This window comes from Streptococcus australis ATCC 700641, assembly GCF_000186465.1.
GTDB lineage: Bacteria > Bacillota > Bacilli > Lactobacillales > Streptococcaceae > Streptococcus > Streptococcus australis.
Window position 1 is genome coordinate 1919711 of sequence record NZ_GL636091.1, and the last position, 18802, is coordinate 1938512.

Here is an 18802-nt window from a genome sequence, read left to right on the forward strand (position 1 = left end):
AAGTAGCAAACAAATACTTAGGAACCTTGCTTCGCAAGTCCTATCCACCACCTAAAAGCAGTGCTTTGAGCAATCAACCACTGCGTCATACAATTATTCCTATTAAACATCGAAGGCTGGACAGTTTTTGCCCAGCCTCGTTCTATAATGGATAAACCTTGCGAAATTCTTCTAAAACCACCTTGCTGTCAGGTGAAAACGTCAGACCTGCTTCCTCCAGCCACTCCGTGAAAAACTCCTCATGAACCTGACGCCAATAGGCCAGAGATTTGTCTCCTTCACCTTCCTTGAAGGCATGGTCAGCAGACACTTGATGGAAGGGCTGAACAGAAACCTTGGTAATTTCGACAATGCAGATAGCCTGATCTTGGCTATCTAAAATGATATCAAAGGTTCCTTCTTGGGGAAGGGGCTCCTTATCCACTGCATAAAGGTCATAGGCTGAAGCCGTAGCCGTCTTCTCACCTTTTAAAACCAAGTCTGCTAAGAGATCGGCTTCCACTCCAAAAGCCCAGGCGTCTATCTCATCACCGATAGAGGGATTGATTTTCTTGTATGCATTCCACATTTCTTGCGGTGTCATGGGTTCTCCTTTGTAATTTTTTACTTTCTTCTTTTATATGTTTAAGATGGTCTGGATGGTCAATTTCTAAATCAAAAATCTCTGGAATAGAGCTGTAATGGAGAATACATTCGATACCCATCTGATTCATTTTTTGTATGAAAGAAGTATTCAGATAGCCTGCTACAGCAAAATCAATCTTTTTCATCCTTGCTTTATCCTGCATCTGTCTCAGCATTTCTAACATAATGGGACTTTCCATATCATGCCATTGACTGTTTCTTACAGTCGCAAAAATAAATGAAGTCAAATCACTCATTCCAACTACAATCTTTGAAATGCCCGTTTCCAGTATCCTGTCCAAGTCTAAATAAGCTGATGGTAATTCAATCATCGTGCCGACTTTCCCGGTAAAACCATACTGACGCAATACTGTAATAGCTTGTTTTAATTGTTCGGCATCATTGACAAAAGGAAAAATAACAGACAGATTGGGATTGGTTTGAAAAACTTCTGTAACAACATTTGTCTCAGCCTGAAATTCATCTGGACACGCCAACAAACGCCTGATACCTCTGTATCCAAATAAGGGGTGGTGTTCGTCAAAATACTCTTTAGTCCCGTCTAGACTATTTGCTTCTGCATTTGTTAACTCTGAAAAGCGATACCAGACTTCTTCGTCTGAGTACAAATGACAAATAGTGTCTAGATAATCTTTCACAAATTGCTGACAATTTGGTAATAGTATGTTTTGGTTTAGTTCTCTCAACAAGTATTCCCCACGAATCAAGCCGACGTGGTGCAATAAATGGGGATAAACTTTTTCAACAATTTTTTCGCCACTAAGAGCTAGTTGATTTTGCATGTTCATTCACCTCGTCTTAAAAGATGCAATATCAGATATCATTATACGACACTTTCCTCTAGTTCAAAAGCTTCATAAGGTTCAACTAACTCATATCCTAAAAATTCTGCTACTTTTTTGGAAGCCTCGTTATGAGCATCCCAAAGTGGAAACATATCTCTATTTAAACTCTCTAGAATCATTGCAGCACCAAGCTTTTTAGCAAATCCATTTCCTTGTTCGTTTGGTCTAGTTGCAACTTCCACTTCAACTGCTCCTTGGTAAACTAACCCTGAGGAAATCCCAGCAATCACTTCATTATTTTTAAGAATCACAAAGCCAAATCCACCTTTTAAAGTAAAATCCTGGTAGGACTCAAAATTCCCCTGTAAATCTTGTGACCATTCTTCCTCAGAAAGGCAGTTATAAATACGATTATCAATAGGTACAATATTGTAACCTTCCTCTATATGAGTAACTAAATCATTTAGAAATTCAACTTGAAAATTTGCCTTATCCTTAAAAGAATAGCGAGTAAAAGAAATTAACCCAACTTGCCGATGCAGAAAATCTTGCCACTTAGTGTCTTCTGAAATAATAATCTTATAATCTAAACCATATTGCCTAACAAAATCTTCCCAAAATCTAGAATTTAGCTCCCCTGCTAGGTATAGAAAATTCCCAATATCATAAAAGCTCGTTGTCCTATCACTGTTTCGATAAACAGTCCCGATTTGAGATTTAAGACCATAGAGAACCATATATTTCTTCCATGTTTCAAATAGTTCCATTATCCCTCTATTTTACCTTCCAATTCTTATATCTTGTCAATTCTAATTCTGGAAATCCTCGTAACTCCGCCTTCACCTTTAATACTAAAGGCGAGGCATTTTCTTCGGTCATCTGCTCAAGAGGAAGCCAAATGGCATTCGCTGAATCATTACTTCCATCAAGAACTTCATGAGGAAGAGATTTTTGAGAGTCCTCGAAATCGAGTACGATATCATAAAAGGCCATGATATGATGTACGGCGAAGTCTTGCCCCTCTTCTTGAACCAGCACGTCATAAACCCTAGGATTTGAGTAACTGTTAATTGTATATCCTGTCTCTTCCAGAACTTCTCTCTTGAGGGTTTCTGTCAACCCCTCACCGAGTTCCTGACTACCACCTGGTAGGTCAAAACGATGCTGATAGGGGCCTCTTGTTTTTTTCAATACAGAGAAGTTTCCCATTCTCATAGCAAATGCCGTATACCCCAAAGTGTTTTTTGATTGCCATATTCTACTCTTTTCTAAAAGTCCAAGATCGATAACTTACCCTATCCCTTAAAAGGAAAGAGGCTATAGATTTCATGCTCCTTGATATACTTCTTCAGTATCTCCATATTTTCTTCGATTTTTGTCTGAATATCTGTCTCTTCACAAGTTGACTCAGCAATCAAGAGGTGAATTTTTAATAAATCAGTCAGGTATAGCAAACGGCGTTCCATTTCCGATTCAGGACTTGAGGCTTGCTCGATTTTTGCAAGCTTTTGCTCCAAGCTATCACCATTCAAAAATCTCTGATGAACTCTCCTTCTAATTTTTTGAGTGGATTCCTCTCCTTGTTCTAATGGAGATAAAAGAAGCTTTTTATAGACGAGTACCTGATTTTCTGCCTCTCTTTCCAGATAAGCCAATAAAACCAGAGAACTATCAACAAAGGTCCAAGTGTTATAATTCCCTTCAAATGGAATCTGTATGATCCTATCTAATAATTCCTTAGCCATTTCCTCTTGACCATCCAGATAAAGTAAATAGGCCAGACGATTCAGCGATTCGAGATAGCTAGCTCGGGTCTTCTTATTCTTTTTGGGGAACCGGTTTAAATACGATACTAACTCAAGATCATTTTCAACCTCTTCGATGAGTTCTTTCACATTCATTTCTTTTCTCCTATCCAATTCACTTTTTGTTATTGAGAAAGGCTTTTCTCAAGTCAATCTTACCGAAGTAGATATTCTTTCGCTGTCGCTTGGACGTCTGGGGAAAGGTAGCGCTCTATCAAGTCACCTGTCCCTACAATATATTCCTCCAGAGGGACATCTTCTCTTTGTTTCCAAAAATTTGAAAAAGCGAAATAGAACTCAAAAAACTCCGTCAAACTTTCGCTGAGTTTGTAGAAATTAGGATCTCCAGGCCTGCCCGCGTAAACTGGAGAACTGTCATCTTTCGTATCACAGAAAAGAATATCATCTGTATCTGTAGTAGCGAATATCTGGTATTGCCCTTCACTAAACTGAAGAACATCTTGTAAGGCCCAGCATTCGACTGTCCTTGTAGGAGAATCTAATGCCAACAAAATGATATTAAAATTTTGATTAGCAAAAAATAAATCCTCATTGAACACTATATGTTGATAATAATCAAGTAATTCTCCTGTCAAATCTGAGGAGTGGATCCTTAATTTTTCGTTTGAAAAACTCACTGGTTGGGGAATAAACGTTGTTTCCTTATAGAGTCTAATGATCTTTTTTAATACAGTCACTACTGCCATTTTTCTCTCCTTGGTCATTCCTCTTCCGTCTCCTTTAAGAATTCAAGCCATATCCTCACCTCTGGATTTATGTCATGCGCTATCTCAGCATGCTTCCTATAATCCATATCCAAGTAGCCTTGTTCATTCCGGAAAATAATACCTTGTTCATAACATGCTTTAAGGGTTGCAAGCATAGATTTCAATGACCAGTATTCGACCTGGCCCTCTTCTTCAAATACATAAAAACCAAGAATTTGTCCCTGAGCTTCTGGAGCCAAGTTCATGGCATAAAAATCTCCCCCTCCACTGGCAAAAATTGGGAACCAAGACTTGCCCCAAGCATCCGTTTCTCTTAGTTCCAAGTAGGTCTGGATACTCTCTTCCAGAGACATCAAATAGAATCCAGGAAAAAATGCCAGCTCACCGAGTGTGATTCCCTCACAATCTTTTGATCCGTTTCTCCAAGTATAAAGAGCACGCAAGTCCTGAGTTGGCTGCAATGGGATTTTCTCAAACAATTCTTGAATCTGTTGAGAAGATATTCCCGGATTTAGATGGACTAAACAAGAATGATCTAGCTGTTGGAGACTTTTTTCAATCTCATTTAATAATTGGGTGATCGTTTCCATTTGTTCTCCTTGCCTTGTAAATCATTAGAGACGAGTTCCTTCGTCCCTAGAAAAGAGCTTGCGATTATTCAATCCCATCTTCTTTATTGTACTCTATCATGCATTTAACTGCATATTCGACCCATTCCCAAAAATCGTTAAACTCTTTTCGTTGTTCCCAGCCTTCTGCAGCAAAATCATGAATGAGTTGGACCTTATTGCCCTTTCCTATTTCAAAACAAGCTGTATCATCACAATCTCCTCTTTTAGCAAATGGAATCAACTTTCGGGTTGGGTACCTTTCCTGCAATCCCTCATACAAAGACAGGGCCCAGTCTGAATCCAACAGATACCAACAATCAAAATCAACTAAATTGAGTTCGATCAATTTTTTAAACGATTCAGGATACTGAAATAGCCTTTCATCCAGTAAATAGTTTTTCATTTCTTATTTCTCCTTTTAGAAGCATTTTCTAATGATCTATATAGATTTATAATCGCATTACAAAGGCAAGTTTAACCATTTAGAATCATCAAACCATTCTTTCTTATCTATCCGCTATTCTGCGTAAGTACTCTTCCCAGGTGAGGATTATAAACCTTAAATAGATAATCCTCACTCAGCTAAGTCTTGAGTTTAGGCTGTCAACTACTCTTAAAATACGCGACCTCGAAGTCCATAAATTTCATTCTTAAATTCAAAGGAAAATAGATGACTAGTCTAAGATGGACAAATAAGAGACTAAAATATCCTTTACCAATTCTAGAAAGGCAACTTTATTTCTTGGCTCTTTTGAAGCCAAGCCAAATTCATATTCAAAAAAATGCTCAACCACTTCATCTCCAGCCCGTATAACATCCTCAATTGTCTCAAGCACTTGCTTCTGCTTCTCTTTTTCTAGGCTCAAGAAATCCTCTTTCACAAATGCATCAAATACTGTAACAACATCTTCTTCTTTGCTCATATCAAAAGGATATAGAAACTCAGCCTCTTCACTTGATACAACATTACTTTCTATGGACATCATTAGATTCCATAATACTAAATAGTGTCTATGAAAATTTTCTCTACTTTTCAACTTTTCCCCCAATTTTTTCGACATATCCTTTACTGAACTGGTTTAGACTAGCATCTTGACTGTTACTTACTTTATTGAGAAAACCTCCCCTTTGACCATCATCCCTTCCTAATCTCAACTTACTAGTAGTATTATTTTAAAACTTCTCCCGAACGAATATAAGTTTTAAAGAAGTTTTTAGGTACAGAGGCAATCTTAGGTGTAATGGATAAGCCATAGTTTGCAAAATCTAAAGCCAACTTTTTAGAGTCAATTGCATCATAATATTCAACATATAATCTGCATAAGTTCACTTTGGTAATAGAGAATTGTTTTAACAACCAATCCTTCTCAAGATCCTTCTCGGGATCTATGCTTGAAAATACGGTTGAATACGATGAATACTGAGCAGTAAAATCGATGGCCTCTTGGACAGCCTTTTCCAATTCAGCTTGTTCCATGCCATTTCTATGATCGATAGAACCTAATCGAGTCCTTAAAGCACAATCCACTTCTTCTAACAGTCCCGAGTCCAGGAAGAGGGGATGAATGCCAATATTAACGAAATAGGCAGTCCCATCTGATTTTCGTTGAAAATAGATCACCGTGTAAAAATCATGATTGATTTTATAATAGTTATTGGTTCGCCTTAGTCGCGAAAAGCCATTTTTTACGAAGAGTTCTTTGGCTTCTTTCATTTCATTACCTCTATTTCTAACAGAATGTGGGGAGTTCCTCATTGCATTTTCCTAGGAATCTAAATGGATATAGGTTATCCCTACAACTTTCCCGTTCTCAATCGCATATTGCTTAACAGAATGAATGGAACTGATCAAACCTTCCTTACTGATTTCCTCTAGGGTTGCTGGCACTATTTGACCCTTTAATTTAAAATCCCGAGCCTTATCTATCTCCCCCACATCATCAATGGACGTCCAAAAGAGCATATATTCATCGCAATAAAAATAGATCTGATCATCACAAAACTCCGGTATTTTACAGAACTCAGCTCCATCACTTTGCCTTTCCAAGGCTTCACTATCTCGATAAACAAAGTAGGTCTTTTTCATCTTCATTCTCCTTTGATATTAATGGGAGGGATTATTCGCAATTCGTTAAACTTACTGATATGCATTTCTAATCTAACAAAATGCTCTATCAGCGTCTCCATAGTCAATGATAGTTATCTCTTCAAGTGAAATCTTCATTCCTCTTCCATGCTCTGCTTCAGCGTCCACTCTAAATAATAAGCCAAAAATAAAATCGGATGACGTCTGTTCGGAGAGCAGATAGATCGCCATTAACTGCCCCATCATGTATAGTTCCGAAAAGATTCGTTTTTCAGCTAACTCATACCAATAAGCAGATGACCCAAGCATATGAACGATTTTTTCTTTGTAGTCATTAGCCATTATTTCATCTGCTAAAGCAAGCTCATCCGACAAAACCAGGCGAATAGAATCGTGTTGCTCTGGTATAAAAACGCTCATTTCAAGATCATCATCAAATTTTATAGCTTCTATATTCACGTGTTTCCCCCTCTTTTCAGTCTTTTCCTCACAATTAGCTTCGATTCCACGGGATATTGACAATTTCCATCCATTCTACCCAACTAGTCTAAGATTGTGCCAAGTATCATTTTATTTTGCTCGGATATCTGAAAGTCATCCATGAAATAGGGTAAAAAGTCATCAAGCAAGGGATGACTAATCCCGTCAATTGGGAACCCTCTTTTCTGACGTTCTTTTAATAAAACCAAGATTTCAATTGGGAAATATTGCCATAGTAAGGTATTGAAGTCTACTAAATGACTATCTTTGCTGTTCGCTAAATGATAATCACACATGGATATAATTGTTTCTCTAAAAACATCAACATCCTCTGAAAAAATAGTTTCCATAACCTGTTTATAGGCATCATTCACATTATGATAAGGGTTCGAGTCCAAGGGTTGATATTTAGCATCATAGGCATTTTCGAGCAAGCTAGCTAACCGGTCTCCCTGTCCATTTCCATAAAGAAAAACGACTAAAGGCAATAAACTCTTGGCTGAAAAGAAAATAGGTTGTTTTCCTTTTTCAACTTGGGCTTCTTTAAAATAGGCTAATTTATCAATTAAAAAACCTACATAAGTATCATCTAAATAGGCAAGGGCAAATAAGATATTCAAACAAATATCTGTATCAAAGTTTGAACCCCCTTTAGCTAAATATTTAGCAGAAGCCATATCTGCCATTACAGAACAAAAACAGCCATTTAGCAAAGATTGATAGGTTTCAGATGTCTTGTTTTCAATGAACTCAGAAACCAAAGTATATGGTTTAATAGCATGAACCATCCGTACATGTTTATAGGAGTAGGTTTCTGTTTTCCCGTTTTCCTCCCAATTGATCTCAAGGCTTTTTTTGCCTGCTTTTAATGCTTCTAAAATTGCTTTAGTAGTAAAAAGCTGTGCTTTTTCAAGATCAAAATCTCTCGCCTTTAGTACTTGATTTTTAATGGTTGTTAATTTTCTTTTTTGATTTGAAAGTGTTTTATTCATATTGACCTCTAAAATTTCATTTCTTACACTTAACTACTACCGTTTTTTGAAGAACATCTCTTCCTGCATTCCTATACTATCCAGTATTTCACAAGGAAGAATTAATCCACTTCCCATCATCAAGCCATTCTTTCTTATCAATCCACCATTTCCCCTTTTGAAACACCATTTGAAAACGATAGAGAGTTTCTATACCAGAACGATTCTCCTTGATATAGAAATAAGCTTGATTCCCGTCATGCTCTTCATCAACGATGGGATGTGTTTCTAATTTATAGTCAAACGGAAATCGGACAGATAAGGACTCTTCCCTTGCTCTGAGTGTTTTTTTAGATGTACAAAACTGATCAAAAATAGTAGCTAATTCATCCTTCAACATCTCTTTATAGGGTTTGTTTCTTAGGCTTCTAGTGGCTTTTCTTTCCCAAGTATACATAGCCTGCATAAACTGGAGTAAGGTTTCTTTTGCTAGATTCGTATGGCTCATATTTCCTCCTACTTAAACAACGGGACTAAAGGTTCGTTTATTATGAAGACATCGGTCATAAAAAGCTGTATTAAAGGCATTTTTTACTCCTCACGCATGCAAACATGTGGTAACTCTCTTCTAAGAAGTTCCCTTTGCTTTTGATTTGTTCTTCCCGTTGTTAAAAATCGGAGATGTTTCAGACTCTTCAGGTAGCTAACTGTTGATGCGTAGTTAAAAATAGACGTGTCAACAAAATCTAAAAAACGAAGCTCACTAGAGGGCTGGATAAAATCCAATTCTGGTAAATTTTTATTTGTGTAAATGAAAGATAGAGCAACTGATTTAAATCCCTTATAAAATCAAAGTCCGGCAACTTTACACCATAATCAACGTGCGGATAACGCATGCCTTTATGAAAAGAAATGTTCTCTATCGTTTCCAAATTTGTCATAGAAGATATCCCTAGAGCTTTCACACAATCATTTTGGGGTAAGATGATCTTTCTTACTCTTCTAGTCCCAACTAATAAAATTTTTTCTACTTGTTCATATTTTGAAAAGTCTAGCATATCAGATTTACTTCCCATCAAGTAAATCACTCTCGTATTGCTAGGTAACGAAAGCTGATTAAAATCCACATCCTTCAGCATATCCTCTGGGTTTTCAACAATGTACTTTTGTCTTAATAAGCGATTGATATCGATGAATTCTTTATAAGTCAATGTTTCGTCCAATAATGGTGCAATCTCTTCAATAGAATGCAGAGGCTCCATTGCCATTAGATTCTCTCTTTCGGAAAATCCTTTTTTAATGATCTCTAAATATTTATCTAAACTGGTCATCATTCACCTCTTTTCATGAATATCATACTTTGTTCAACCTATCTATTTTTACAATGACACTTTTACAAGAAGAATAAGCCATTGCTTGTCTCAAAAACTAAAATCATGAATCTCAAGAGTATTCTTTTCTATATAAACTTTATCCTGCTTGCTCATTCTCGATCAAAAATGACCTTAACCCTAGCTCTATCTAGTTCATCTAGATATTGCTCCAGTTTCGTAATCGACTCCTCCGAATCAGATAATTGAACAAGCAAATCCCCATTGATAGTCATGACATCCTTTGTCGGTAAAAGCATGAGATTCTCAACGCTTGAATCATTCACAATCATTAAGGAAGGGGAATAAATACAGCTTGTGGAGAGGTCTAGATTTCCAAATCGCTCCTTAGCAGACACAAAAATAGATTCCATCCCAACTTGGGCTTTCAGAACAAATTCCCTCTCGAAAAATGCTTCAAAACTGTCGTAGATCTCGATGACATCCATAGTAATCCCATCTAAATAATAAACTTGATGACTTTGAATGTTCCCATCTTTCAATCTATAAGCGAATTGATCTCCAATAGCAGACATGCCAAAAAAATAGTAGTCTGATGCATAATCTCTCCAGACATCTTTCCATAGCTCATCCGAATTCCAAGAGTCCAGCGTGATGGCTTGAGCAGAATCTGTCCCAAACAAACGATAATAGCCACCATAAAATTCCAAGCCGTTGGTTATGGAGAGCAAATCCAGGTGAGCTTGCGGAAACTGTTTGGCTTTGAGTTTTTCTAGTTCAAGAGCTGAGACCCCACTTTCTTGTATGACCAGATCCTCACAACTTTTTAAAAAATTCTTCATTTCCATTTGCTTCTCATCTCTCTCTATTTTGCTTTAACCCAGCATAAATGCTATAAAATCATTTCGATAGTCTTCAGGAAGTTGCTCCTCGATAATAGCCATGATTCCTGTTAAAAAACCTTCTTTATAGTCTGACAAATCCTCATCAATGTAGATGTCATTCTCAAACTTGGTGATTTCTAGCTTTTTCATCTGACTATAGGTAGACAAGAAAGTAGATAAAGAGGGGCCTAAACTATAGAGCTTAGAATTTCCAGGAATCTTGCCATATACAGGACTAAGCTCGCTAGTTAGATCACAAAAGATTGGCTCATCGCCCATCATGTGGGCAAAAATCACATAACTCTCTTTCCAGCTAGGATCCTGCCATCCTTCTGATGCAGCTTCACATAGAGGGAGAGGAATTAGAGCAAGATCATAGGGAGCTCCTCTAAAATAAGCTTCTTCATCAAAGTCTAAATGCTGGTAGAACTCTTTCAATTGACCAGACAAATCTGGCTTTTCGACATGGAGACAGTCACTAGTAAATACAAGCTCTCCTAAACCCTTGTTTCTATGATAGACTTCTACGAATTCCTTCAACAAATTAAGCATCATTATTGGATTCCTCTCACATTTTTTGGATTATATTTGGCTATTTTCAACTGACAATTACGCATCATTCTGACCGCTAGCGACAGCCTGAGCCCAAATTCGTTCAAATTCCTCTTGACTAATCTTGATGGAGTCTGATAAATCCAACTCATCTTTTCGACCATCATAGAGTAGAAACCCTACTTCTGGAACATAATCCTGTAGGCAAGAGGAAGCATAAGAGTGCCCATTCAAAACGTTAATTTGTCGACTTGCACGCTGACCAGTAAACTCTGTATAAATAACTCCTAGGCCTGTCATAAACTCACTATTGCCATAATAATAATATTCTTTTTCACACATTAGAATCTTCCTTTACCATTTGTCTCTCCAAGAATGGCATTCTTTCCTCTTTGCCTCTTTCATCGACTAATTCAAAGTTAAGCTTTCACATTATAGAATCTACGGGTTCTTAGATTTATTCTCCAAGACTCTCACTTCTACTTTATCCTCCGCTAAATGGAGATCCACTACTTTTTCCTGGTCTTGAAAGAAAAGTGTCAGGTCTCTGGTAGAAAATTCAGTAGAATAAGAGGGCAAAAAGTCATCCAAAGACTCCATTTGAAACAAGACGTAAACTGGTGAAAACTCCCAAAAAACTAGGATAAACCGACTGCTATTGCCAACAAGACTTTGAATTGACCTACTTAGATCTTGAGCAGTGTGGGCAACAGAAAACTCATAAAGGCAAGGAATCGGAGAATCGATAGGATTCAACTCCCCAGCATACCAATCAATTTCTTTAGGTTTGTCGGTCAGAAAATGAACATCCTTTATTCCCTTCAAACTCTTGATTCGTCTTTCAACTTTTAATAAGGATAATCTCTTTTTTAAGTTACTCATTGTTCTTGCTCTATCATTCTAAAACAGAAATTCTGCTCACAACCTCATTCTGTTTATCCAACAGATAAAGGAAGTTCCCTTTTGTTTCCAGTTTACCAAGCTTAGCCCCATAGTCCATCTCGTGAGCAGGGCAGGATTGAATCAACTGACGGATGCTCTTATCCTTATGCTCTATCTTCCAAAACAAATCCACCTTATCCAGCTGATGCTCCACTTGAATGGAATAGGTCGTGGATTGGATCTTCTTCCTTTTCCACTCCCAACTATTTTCATAATCGTTTTTCTCTATTTCATTGACTACATCCTCTATCAAGGAGCATGGAATAGAGAGTTCCTGAAACACGCGCTTTACCCCTTTTACCAAGGCCTCTAAGAGCAGCTTTTTCTGTTCCAATGGACTCAAGGTTTCATAGCTAGAAAAATCAAATGGGACCTGGACAGTATAGACACCAAGTAGGTTCATGATAGCTGGATTGCTAATCGTATCTACACATTCTACGATGATTTTCCAACAATCCTTGGTCACAACTGGTTTGAAGAGGCGCTCTACCATAGAGGTCATACATTTGGATTCATATATGAACGCTCTTCGTAGGTCTTTCCAATTCTGTCGATAGTCCTTAATTCTAGCTTCCTTGTAAGTTAGCGCAGCTGAGTCCATCAACTCCTCAATCCTCTGTTGATTTTCCACATAGGGCTTATCTAATTCAAAATACTGTAACTTCATATTCGTGGTCTCGTAGTTTTTTTCTTGTAGAAAGGTTTATCCTTAGGTCAAGGTCTAATGTTCATGCTCTTCCTTCACTTTTTCCCATAGTCGTGGTGGCCCTCCTAGCAATGGAGGATTGTTTGATCATCCAGAATCTCCGCAAGTAAGCTAGGAATACATCTTTAAGTATCAATCTTCACAGGACCAATCTCAGCAATTCTAATAAGGTCAGAAGATCCTGATAACATCACATCATTTTGGTTTTTAAAATTGAATTCAACCTTATTCTCTAAAAAAAGCAGTTCCAGTTGACCATTCACCTTATGAATCCCCTTAGAATAAAAATGGATTTCATCTAAATTAAAAAACTCTAAATTAATTTTTATAGCATTAAATGCACTTTTCTGCCACTTTTCAGGGAAATTAGTTGGCAAATCAAATAAATAAAAGACAAGATCTAATTTGTAATCGTAACATAATACAGTATCAAGAAATACATTATTCAAGCCCAAATCCCCATCAAACAGATGAATAATCTTTTCCTTCCCCACTGCTTTTTCAAACCATTTCACAATATGAACTCCTTTTTTAAAAATGAATAAAAGTCTTGTTTTTAGAGTTATTGTTTCGCTCTTTAAGGAGATTTTAGAATAGACTGACCCTCCTGCCGTCCTTTCCTTTTGTAACGTCATTGATTAAATCCTTGACGGTAGATATATCGAACTGACGGGAAAAGTCTACAATTTTCTGGCGATTCTGTTCTGGATATAAATAAGATGCAGCTAAAATAAATAAAAATGGATTTATGACTTGACCAATATGCTCAAGATATTTAGGCTGAGTTACATAAGACATAATTTTGTTAAAATCATCATCTTTCAGCACAATCTTTCTCTGATATATCGCTGCACAGGCACCTGCAGCTTGAGATGAGTTATTCGATTCTAAGGACTCATAAACAAAAGACAAGTTCTCTGTTTCTAAATTTTCTAGATAAGCAATCGCTACTGCTAGAGAGCGGTAGGTTACGGGTGTTGGAATATCTCTCAGCAGCAATGACTTGAGATAGGGGACTTCTTCTGTACAATCCGTTGCGGCTATGGCGTAGAGTAAGTACATTTGTGATTCCCACGATCTAGGCTTTTCCATCTCGCCCTCCAAGGCCTGATGCAAGAATGGTCCATATCCTTTTAATTTACCCTTTAAAATCTTTTTCGCTGCCTTTTTTACCAAGGGCGTACGTCCTGAAGTTAACTCATCTACATAGTCCATTTTTAAATCCTCTTTATATCTCCATTTGAATTTACTGCTCTTTGTTCAGGATATGAAAGAAATCATCTCTTAGAACAATTCCATCGTCTTCTATCAAATAGACCATGTGCTCCCAGAAGGGCAATTCTTGTTCAGGATGAGCTTCCAAGGCAAGTACTTGATTCTTCAAATTTGCTGCAATCTCTTCGACTTCATCTTGCTCAATCTCATAAAACTTTGCTTTCAAAAGAAAGATGCCTGATAGAAAAAGTGAATAAGAGGAAACAAAAGCTTGCAAGGAAGAGTTGACATAAATCCTTGCTTCTTGAAAAACTTCCCTTCCTTCTTGATTGCAAAGTAAAAAGATTTGCTCCTTTTCTCCAATCACAAAAAATCCTAAAAAACACTGGCCAACAAGCCTATAACTCTCTTGCTCTTTCCTTAGTTTTACTAGATCAGTAGCTACTTTGACAAAAGAAAATCCCATTTTAGAATAATTCTCTAAATATGCCAAAAGGTTGAAACGGACCTCATCCAGACGAAATGGTTTCTCCTTTGTAGGCACCACACAAAAACCTAGCTCCTTGACTAATTCATCAATAGTAACTGTCATTTTTCTATCCTTTCTTCTGCTAACTAGCTCTGATACTATTCACATAAGAGCTAGTCAAGTGCCCAGTCCAGTTCCAAACACTTAGCTACATCCTCAAAATAATCATCCCAGGCCCATTGGCAATCCTTCCGACTCAACAGATAATCCATCTACTTTTTATTTGACCTCCATATTACAGGTCCCTTTTAGGCTATCATACCATAAGATTCCCTTTCCATAAAGCTAAAACAGAAAATGAGCCTAGCGGTTTTACTAGACTCATTTTATCCTTATTATTTCACTTTATTATTTTCCCTTTTCAACCCATACTGATCGCTCAATCAACCGTCTTAGACAGAAGTCTTGTCCTGGATCTGTGGGAAAGTCACACGAAAGAGACTTCCTTTTCCTTCTTCAGAGATGATTTTCACCTCTGCTCGATGGAGGTCTGCAATGTCCTTAATAAAGGACAACCCAAGTCCGATACCACTATTGAGGCCCTTGTTCCGAGAATCCTCCACCTGATAGAAGCGATCCCAAATCTTGCTCAAATGGTCTGGCGCTATCCCAATCCCATCATCCGCTACCTTGAGAACAGCACCAGCTGGACTAGCCACCAAGTGGATGGCAACCTTGGTCTTGGTAAATTTCACTGCATTGCTCAATAGATTATCCAGCATCCGAGTGACCAAAACAGCATCCCCCTGAATCCAGAGGTCCGGCTGAATGCTCACTTCAAAGGCTATGGGGCTTTCGCCCCACTTTCTTTCCTGTCCCTGACAATAATCTGACACCAGGGTTGATAGACAAACGGGTTTTAAATCCGACCACTGCAGGTGTTGGGTCTTGGATATTTCCAAGATCTGCTCGGTCATCGATTTCATTAATTTAGCCTGCCGATGAATGACCGTCAAAGATTCCTTGGTCTCCTCTAGGTTATCTGCATATTTGGAGCCAAACTCACTCTCCGAAACGATGACTGACAGAGGGGTCCGCAACTCATGGGATACATTTTGGTTGAATTGCTTTTCTTTCTCAAAAGTCGACTGAACAGAAGAAATCAAATTATTAAAGACCTTGGTAAGACGAGACGTTTCTACATAATCCTTCTGATGCTCGGTCGACACGCGCTTACTGTAGTCTCCGCTCTCTGCAATTTCCTCTGCCATTTGGGTCACCTCTCTGATCGGCAGAAAGGCCTTACGAAGGATCCGACGTCCACCCCAGGCCATCCCAAGGATGGACAGAGGAGCTAGAATGGCCAAGGAAAGAAGAAAGATACTTAATTCTCTTCCTAGACCAGAAGCAAGGCGCACGCCCCGTATCCATTTGCCCTCACTTTCATTATAGACATCAAAATAATAATAGGTTGCTTGGGAAGAGGTATACGTCGACAATTTCCCAGACTCAAAGCCAGCATTGATATCAAAGCCACTTGGCAGAGCACCCTGCTCCAACTTCATGTTTTGATTGTAGAGTGCAAAATAATTGCCGTCATCAAAGGGCTCAAATTCCTCAAGGTCTGAAGCTACTTCCATGGTCTTCTGCTCCAGTTCCCCACGTGAGCTATAGCTGGACCAGGCTCCGGAAATGATAAAAGAAGCACAAAACATAAGAACAAAGAGAAAAGAAACAAAGAGGGTATACCACAATGTCACCTTAGAAACGATGGAGGGAGACTTAGAGTCCTTCTTCATTTTTGAAAACATAGCCCATCCCCCTTTTTGTCTGAATAATCGATGGATTACCTAATTTTTTGCGGATATTCTTGACTAAAACATCAATGATATTAGACTCTCCAACATAATCAAAATCCCAAATATGCTCACGAATCTGTTCCCGACTTAAAACCACATTGGGATGGCGCACCAGACACTCTAGTAACTCATACTCCTTGGAAGTCAGGTCAACCAAAACACCCTTGTGTTGGATGGTCTTTTTTGCCAAGTCTAAGGAATAGTCACCAAATTGGACCAGGTTGGTCAAGTTTTCTCGATTATTTCGTCTCAGCATGACGCGAATCCGAGCCAGTAATTCATCAAATTCAAAGGGTTTGACCAAGTAGTCGTCTGCACCAGCATCCAGTCCTGTTACCTTGTCTTCTAGGCTATCTTTAGCCGTTAGCATCAGAACTGGGGTCTTAATCTGATGATTTCTCAAGTAGCTCAATACCCCCAAACCATCTAGCTGCGGCATCATAATATCTGAAATAATCACGTCATACTGGGACACACGAATGTAGTCCAAGGCCTCCTGACCATCATAGGCCGCATTAACACTATACTGCTGGGTTTTCAGTAATTTAACGATGCTACGATTCAAATCTACTTCGTCTTCAATCACTAATACTTTCATAGCCACTTACTCCAAATTTCTTCCCTTATTATACCATACTTCCATAAAAAATCTCGGCTAGGAAAAGCCTAGTCGAGATCTTACTCTAGTTAATCGTGATCCAGCTCCACATCTTCTTCCAATACGGTACCTGTATTGGCATCTAACTCTAACTCAATTTTTTGATTGCCTTCTCGCAAGCTAACGCTATAGACAAGTTTACCATCTTCTACATCTAACTCTACTTTTTCGATACTAGCATTCGAGTATTTTGATTTCAGCTGGCTCTCTACCTTAGCCAAGTCCAACTGAACACTTGCTCCGATTAATTGCTGATCTTCACGATCCTGACTCAGATCCTTAGTTTTTGACTTCAAGATAGCACCAGACTGGCCATCGATCTTATATTCTTTTTCATTTTTTCCATCCAAGATGGTCACTTCATACACTGCTTTTCCATGTTTTTCTTCTTGCTCGTAGCCAATCACTTTTCCACCCTTAGCTTCTTTCAGAGCTTTTTCTTGAGCTTGTGCAAGGGTGACAGATGCAGTCACTGTTGAAGAAGTAGTCTTTTTACTTGTTCCAGTATCGGCAAAGGCTACTACAGAGCCTAGAGCGGCAGTTGATAGAGAGAAGATTGCGAGACTTGCAACGGCTTTTTGTTTAATTGATTTTTTCATGTTAGTTACCAACTTTCTTTTTTTCTTATCAAGTTCTTCTTGATGATTCTATTTTATCTAAGAAAGATGAATCCAAAATGAATGAGAAAAGATTTTTTAAAAAATTTTTTAAAAAAGACTGAGTAAATCGACGAGCTTTTTGCAGCTATCTTTCTCAGTCCCCTTTCTATTTCTATCTTACTCCTCCTGCAAGATCTGATTAATAAAGTCTGCAATTGATTCAGCTACCTTTTGCATTTCGAGAGAACCTAGCGCACCTAGATCATTTTCATAAATGCTATCGTCCCCATTCTTTTTGAGGAAATAGGCCAGATCCCCATCTTGACCGATCATAAAGAAATCTGGTTCATCCTCATCAATCTGGTAGGTTTGATTGCGTTCGGTAAGATCTTCTTTAGCATAGAGACAAATACCCGTCTCACCAATGTCATAACCTGGCTGATCCCCTAAGTCATCAAGAAATACCTGATATCCTTTCGGTAAGGAAAAACCAAAATCATATTCGTGCATGCTTTAACCTCCTGCTTTCTCAGTTCTCTATTTCAGACTCCAGCCACCATCAATGGTCAGGATTTGTCCCTGCATGGCAGAGGCCTTTCCACTTGCCAAAAAGAGACTGACTTCTGCCACTTCTTCTGGCTCTATCCAGCGTTTAATAGGGGTCTCACTAGCCACCCAGTCTGCTAGGCCTCCTGGTTCAAAGTCCGCTGCAGTCATGCCTGTTTTGACAGCTCCCGGTGCAATGCCAAAGACCTGAATCCCAGCTTCTGCATAATCCAAGGCCAGCTGTTTGGTAAAGCCTGCTAGAGCATGCTTGGAGGAAGTATAAGCGTGACCGCCACCTCCTGCTAGGCTAGAAGCAATGGAGCACATATTGATGATGATCCCTTGCTTCTTCTCCAACATTTGAGTCAGATAATGCCGTGTCAGCTCTACCGGAGTCACATAGTTGATCTCAAAGATCTCCTGAATCTCCTGAGCGCTTTGCTCAAGAAGTGGTTTGTAGTCATCCAAGATCCCAGCCGTATTGCACAAGATGTCCACCTCTGGACACCAGTCAAAAATCGGCGCCAAATCAAGAGTCAAGTCCCGCTGCAAGAAGCGGAAATCACCCAACAACTGGGGATCCGCTCCCTGGTCTACCCCATAAACCTGGTAGCCCTTTTCTAAAAAGAGTCGAGCTTGAGCCAGACCAATCCCGGAGCTAACGCCTGTGATCAAGACCCGTTTAGTCATGAACTTCCACCCAGTCTGTCGCTAAGACATCACAAGGGGTTGGGCTCCACATGGAAAAGCCTTCGCCTTCACCAGATACGTTAATGAGAAAATAAGGCGTCACTTCAAGGGCAACCCCGTTTTGCTCGATGGTATCGAAAAGCTGGACATAGTTCTCAGCACCGCCCCAACCAGTTCGCACATATTTCTTTTTTGCCTTTAGTCCAGGCAAGATTTCTTCAAATGTCATCATCTTCTCCT

At 38.7% G+C, this 18802-nt stretch carries 28 protein-coding genes and 1 pseudogene; all 29 read right to left on the minus strand.

What is annotated here, in order from left to right:
• Positions 1–142: 142 nt before the first annotated feature.
• The 29 genes and pseudogenes from HMPREF9421_RS09005 to HMPREF9421_RS09145 all read right to left on the minus strand — a co-directional run bounded on the left by HMPREF9421_RS09005 (position 143) and on the right by HMPREF9421_RS09145 (position 18791).
• Entirely contained in the window at positions 143–583 is a 441-nt protein-coding gene (locus HMPREF9421_RS09005) for an ASCH domain-containing protein (protein WP_006596710.1), read from the minus strand.
• Positions 528–1427 carry a putative PEP-binding protein gene (locus tag HMPREF9421_RS09010; protein ID WP_006596940.1) on the minus strand — a complete coding sequence of 300 codons (900 nt, stop codon included), beginning with the start codon at positions 1425–1427 and terminating at the stop codon, positions 528–530. The genes HMPREF9421_RS09005 and HMPREF9421_RS09010 overlap by 56 nt, the downstream gene beginning before the upstream one ends.
• 41 nt (positions 1428–1468) lie before the next feature.
• Entirely contained in the window at positions 1469–2197 is a 729-nt protein-coding gene (locus HMPREF9421_RS09015; RefSeq protein ID WP_006596712.1) for a GNAT family N-acetyltransferase, read from the minus strand.
• Between the two features lie 7 nt (positions 2198–2204).
• A pseudogene (locus HMPREF9421_RS09020) lies at positions 2205–2685 on the minus strand (NUDIX hydrolase).
• A gap of 40 nt (positions 2686–2725) precedes the next feature.
• Positions 2726–3331 carry a DUF6707 family protein gene (locus HMPREF9421_RS09025; protein ID WP_006596714.1) on the minus strand — a complete coding sequence of 202 codons (606 nt, stop codon included), beginning with the start codon at positions 3329–3331 and terminating at the stop codon, positions 2726–2728.
• Between the two features lie 59 nt (positions 3332–3390).
• On the minus strand, positions 3391–3942 hold the full coding sequence (locus tag HMPREF9421_RS09030) for a hypothetical protein (protein WP_231911643.1): 552 nt from the start codon (positions 3940–3942) through the stop codon (positions 3391–3393).
• A gap of 14 nt (positions 3943–3956) precedes the next feature.
• A complete protein-coding gene (locus tag HMPREF9421_RS09035) occupies positions 3957–4553 on the minus strand; it encodes an SMI1/KNR4 family protein (RefSeq protein ID WP_006596716.1) in 597 nt (198 codons plus the stop codon).
• A 64-nt stretch (positions 4554–4617) separates the two neighbouring features.
• A complete protein-coding gene (locus HMPREF9421_RS09040; RefSeq protein WP_006596717.1) occupies positions 4618–4977 on the minus strand; it encodes a hypothetical protein in 360 nt (119 codons plus the stop codon).
• A 271-nt stretch (positions 4978–5248) separates the two neighbouring features.
• Entirely contained in the window at positions 5249–5635 is a 387-nt protein-coding gene (locus HMPREF9421_RS09045; RefSeq protein ID WP_006596718.1) for a hypothetical protein, read from the minus strand.
• 107 nt (positions 5636–5742) lie between these two features.
• Positions 5743–6288 (minus strand): DUF4304 domain-containing protein, encoded by a 546-nt coding sequence (locus tag HMPREF9421_RS09050; RefSeq protein WP_006596719.1) that lies wholly within the window; start codon positions 6286–6288, stop codon positions 5743–5745.
• A 51-nt stretch (positions 6289–6339) separates the two neighbouring features.
• On the minus strand, positions 6340–6660 hold the full coding sequence (locus HMPREF9421_RS09055) for a hypothetical protein (protein ID WP_006596937.1): 321 nt from the start codon (positions 6658–6660) through the stop codon (positions 6340–6342).
• Positions 6661–6732: 72 nt separating this feature from the next.
• Positions 6733–7119, minus strand: a complete 387-nt coding sequence (locus HMPREF9421_RS09060; RefSeq protein ID WP_006596949.1) for a hypothetical protein — start codon at positions 7117–7119, stop codon at positions 6733–6735.
• Positions 7120–7202: 83 nt separating this feature from the next.
• Positions 7203–8132 (minus strand): hypothetical protein, encoded by a 930-nt coding sequence (locus HMPREF9421_RS09065; protein ID WP_006596722.1) that lies wholly within the window; start codon positions 8130–8132, stop codon positions 7203–7205.
• Positions 8133–8220: 88 nt separating this feature from the next.
• Positions 8221–8619: an NTF2 fold immunity protein gene (locus tag HMPREF9421_RS09070; protein ID WP_006596723.1), complete on the minus strand. Its 399-nt coding sequence runs from the start codon at positions 8617–8619 to the stop codon at positions 8221–8223.
• A 238-nt stretch (positions 8620–8857) separates the two neighbouring features.
• Positions 8858–9442, minus strand: coding sequence for a hypothetical protein (locus HMPREF9421_RS09075; protein WP_006596933.1), 585 nt, complete (start codon positions 9440–9442; stop codon positions 8858–8860).
• A 152-nt stretch (positions 9443–9594) separates the two neighbouring features.
• Positions 9595–10290 (minus strand): SMI1/KNR4 family protein, encoded by a 696-nt coding sequence (locus HMPREF9421_RS09080; protein WP_006596725.1) that lies wholly within the window; start codon positions 10288–10290, stop codon positions 9595–9597.
• Between the two features lie 27 nt (positions 10291–10317).
• Positions 10318–10881 carry a hypothetical protein gene (locus HMPREF9421_RS09085; protein WP_006596726.1) on the minus strand — a complete coding sequence of 188 codons (564 nt, stop codon included), beginning with the start codon at positions 10879–10881 and terminating at the stop codon, positions 10318–10320.
• A 54-nt stretch (positions 10882–10935) separates the two neighbouring features.
• Positions 10936–11220 carry a hypothetical protein gene (locus HMPREF9421_RS09090; RefSeq protein WP_006596727.1) on the minus strand — a complete coding sequence of 95 codons (285 nt, stop codon included), beginning with the start codon at positions 11218–11220 and terminating at the stop codon, positions 10936–10938.
• Positions 11221–11319: 99 nt separating this feature from the next.
• Positions 11320–11760 (minus strand): hypothetical protein, encoded by a 441-nt coding sequence (locus HMPREF9421_RS09095; RefSeq protein WP_006596728.1) that lies wholly within the window; start codon positions 11758–11760, stop codon positions 11320–11322.
• Between the two features lie 13 nt (positions 11761–11773).
• Positions 11774–12487, minus strand: coding sequence for a hypothetical protein (locus HMPREF9421_RS09100; RefSeq protein WP_006596729.1), 714 nt, complete (start codon positions 12485–12487; stop codon positions 11774–11776).
• A gap of 164 nt (positions 12488–12651) precedes the next feature.
• On the minus strand, positions 12652–13041 hold the full coding sequence (locus tag HMPREF9421_RS09105; protein ID WP_006596938.1) for an Imm50 family immunity protein: 390 nt from the start codon (positions 13039–13041) through the stop codon (positions 12652–12654).
• 73 nt (positions 13042–13114) lie between these two features.
• Positions 13115–13741 carry a hypothetical protein gene (locus tag HMPREF9421_RS09110; RefSeq protein ID WP_006596731.1) on the minus strand — a complete coding sequence of 209 codons (627 nt, stop codon included), beginning with the start codon at positions 13739–13741 and terminating at the stop codon, positions 13115–13117.
• A 31-nt stretch (positions 13742–13772) separates the two neighbouring features.
• Positions 13773–14333 carry a hypothetical protein gene (locus tag HMPREF9421_RS09115; RefSeq protein WP_006596732.1) on the minus strand — a complete coding sequence of 187 codons (561 nt, stop codon included), beginning with the start codon at positions 14331–14333 and terminating at the stop codon, positions 13773–13775.
• Positions 14334–14662: 329 nt separating this feature from the next.
• Entirely contained in the window at positions 14663–16021 is a 1359-nt protein-coding gene (locus tag HMPREF9421_RS09120; protein ID WP_006596733.1) for a sensor histidine kinase, read from the minus strand.
• Entirely contained in the window at positions 15993–16667 is a 675-nt protein-coding gene (locus HMPREF9421_RS09125) for a response regulator transcription factor (RefSeq protein WP_006596734.1), read from the minus strand. The genes HMPREF9421_RS09120 and HMPREF9421_RS09125 overlap by 29 nt, the downstream gene beginning before the upstream one ends.
• Positions 16668–16756: 89 nt before the next feature.
• Positions 16757–17326: a PepSY domain-containing protein gene (locus HMPREF9421_RS09130; RefSeq protein WP_006596735.1), complete on the minus strand. Its 570-nt coding sequence runs from the start codon at positions 17324–17326 to the stop codon at positions 16757–16759.
• Positions 17327–17503: 177 nt separating this feature from the next.
• Entirely contained in the window at positions 17504–17836 is a 333-nt protein-coding gene (locus HMPREF9421_RS09135; protein WP_006596736.1) for a hypothetical protein, read from the minus strand.
• 27 nt (positions 17837–17863) lie between these two features.
• Positions 17864–18562, minus strand: a complete 699-nt coding sequence (locus HMPREF9421_RS09140; RefSeq protein ID WP_006596737.1) for a 3-oxoacyl-ACP reductase — start codon at positions 18560–18562, stop codon at positions 17864–17866.
• Positions 18555–18791 carry a DUF2829 domain-containing protein gene (locus tag HMPREF9421_RS09145; protein ID WP_000141913.1) on the minus strand — a complete coding sequence of 79 codons (237 nt, stop codon included), beginning with the start codon at positions 18789–18791 and terminating at the stop codon, positions 18555–18557. Before HMPREF9421_RS09145 ends, HMPREF9421_RS09140 begins: the two co-directional genes overlap by 8 nt.
• Positions 18792–18802 lie beyond the last annotated feature (11 nt).

What these genes read in the sequence shown, in the direction of transcription:
- HMPREF9421_RS09005 (WP_006596710.1), bottom strand. Translation starts at nt 583, where the DNA reads ATGACACCGCAAGAAATGTGGAATGCATACAAGAAAATCAATCCCTCT.
- HMPREF9421_RS09010 (WP_006596940.1), bottom strand. Translation starts at nt 1,427, where the DNA reads ATGCAAAATCAACTAGCTCTTAGTGGCGAAAAAATTGTTGAAAAAGTT.
- HMPREF9421_RS09015 (WP_006596712.1), bottom strand. Translation starts at nt 2,197, where the DNA reads ATGGAACTATTTGAAACATGGAAGAAATATATGGTTCTCTATGGTCTT.
- HMPREF9421_RS09025 (WP_006596714.1), bottom strand. Translation starts at nt 3,331, where the DNA reads ATGAATGTGAAAGAACTCATCGAAGAGGTTGAAAATGATCTTGAGTTA.
- HMPREF9421_RS09030 (WP_231911643.1), bottom strand. Translation starts at nt 3,942, where the DNA reads ATGGCAGTAGTGACTGTATTAAAAAAGATCATTAGACTCTATAAGGAA.
- HMPREF9421_RS09035 (WP_006596716.1), bottom strand. Translation starts at nt 4,553, where the DNA reads ATGGAAACGATCACCCAATTATTAAATGAGATTGAAAAAAGTCTCCAA.
- HMPREF9421_RS09040 (WP_006596717.1), bottom strand. Translation starts at nt 4,977, where the DNA reads ATGAAAAACTATTTACTGGATGAAAGGCTATTTCAGTATCCTGAATCG.
- HMPREF9421_RS09045 (WP_006596718.1), bottom strand. Translation starts at nt 5,635, where the DNA reads ATGTCGAAAAAATTGGGGGAAAAGTTGAAAAGTAGAGAAAATTTTCAT.
- HMPREF9421_RS09050 (WP_006596719.1), bottom strand. Translation starts at nt 6,288, where the DNA reads ATGAAAGAAGCCAAAGAACTCTTCGTAAAAAATGGCTTTTCGCGACTA.
- HMPREF9421_RS09055 (WP_006596937.1), bottom strand. Translation starts at nt 6,660, where the DNA reads ATGAAAAAGACCTACTTTGTTTATCGAGATAGTGAAGCCTTGGAAAGG.
- HMPREF9421_RS09065 (WP_006596722.1), bottom strand. Translation starts at nt 8,132, where the DNA reads ATGAATAAAACACTTTCAAATCAAAAAAGAAAATTAACAACCATTAAA.
- HMPREF9421_RS09070 (WP_006596723.1), bottom strand. Translation starts at nt 8,619, where the DNA reads ATGAGCCATACGAATCTAGCAAAAGAAACCTTACTCCAGTTTATGCAG.
- HMPREF9421_RS09075 (WP_006596933.1), bottom strand. Translation starts at nt 9,442, where the DNA reads ATGACCAGTTTAGATAAATATTTAGAGATCATTAAAAAAGGATTTTCC.
- HMPREF9421_RS09080 (WP_006596725.1), bottom strand. Translation starts at nt 10,290, where the DNA reads ATGGAAATGAAGAATTTTTTAAAAAGTTGTGAGGATCTGGTCATACAA.
- HMPREF9421_RS09085 (WP_006596726.1), bottom strand. Translation starts at nt 10,881, where the DNA reads ATGATGCTTAATTTGTTGAAGGAATTCGTAGAAGTCTATCATAGAAAC.
- HMPREF9421_RS09090 (WP_006596727.1), bottom strand. Translation starts at nt 11,220, where the DNA reads ATGTGTGAAAAAGAATATTATTATTATGGCAATAGTGAGTTTATGACA.
- HMPREF9421_RS09095 (WP_006596728.1), bottom strand. Translation starts at nt 11,760, where the DNA reads ATGAGTAACTTAAAAAAGAGATTATCCTTATTAAAAGTTGAAAGACGA.
- HMPREF9421_RS09100 (WP_006596729.1), bottom strand. Translation starts at nt 12,487, where the DNA reads ATGAAGTTACAGTATTTTGAATTAGATAAGCCCTATGTGGAAAATCAA.
- HMPREF9421_RS09110 (WP_006596731.1), bottom strand. Translation starts at nt 13,741, where the DNA reads ATGGACTATGTAGATGAGTTAACTTCAGGACGTACGCCCTTGGTAAAA.
- HMPREF9421_RS09115 (WP_006596732.1), bottom strand. Translation starts at nt 14,333, where the DNA reads ATGACAGTTACTATTGATGAATTAGTCAAGGAGCTAGGTTTTTGTGTG.
- HMPREF9421_RS09120 (WP_006596733.1), bottom strand. Translation starts at nt 16,021, where the DNA reads ATGTTTTCAAAAATGAAGAAGGACTCTAAGTCTCCCTCCATCGTTTCT.
- HMPREF9421_RS09125 (WP_006596734.1), bottom strand. Translation starts at nt 16,667, where the DNA reads ATGAAAGTATTAGTGATTGAAGACGAAGTAGATTTGAATCGTAGCATC.
- HMPREF9421_RS09130 (WP_006596735.1), bottom strand. Translation starts at nt 17,326, where the DNA reads ATGAAAAAATCAATTAAACAAAAAGCCGTTGCAAGTCTCGCAATCTTC.
- HMPREF9421_RS09135 (WP_006596736.1), bottom strand. Translation starts at nt 17,836, where the DNA reads ATGCACGAATATGATTTTGGTTTTTCCTTACCGAAAGGATATCAGGTA.
- HMPREF9421_RS09140 (WP_006596737.1), bottom strand. Translation starts at nt 18,562, where the DNA reads ATGACTAAACGGGTCTTGATCACAGGCGTTAGCTCCGGGATTGGTCTG.
- HMPREF9421_RS09145 (WP_000141913.1), bottom strand. Translation starts at nt 18,791, where the DNA reads ATGACATTTGAAGAAATCTTGCCTGGACTAAAGGCAAAAAAGAAATAT.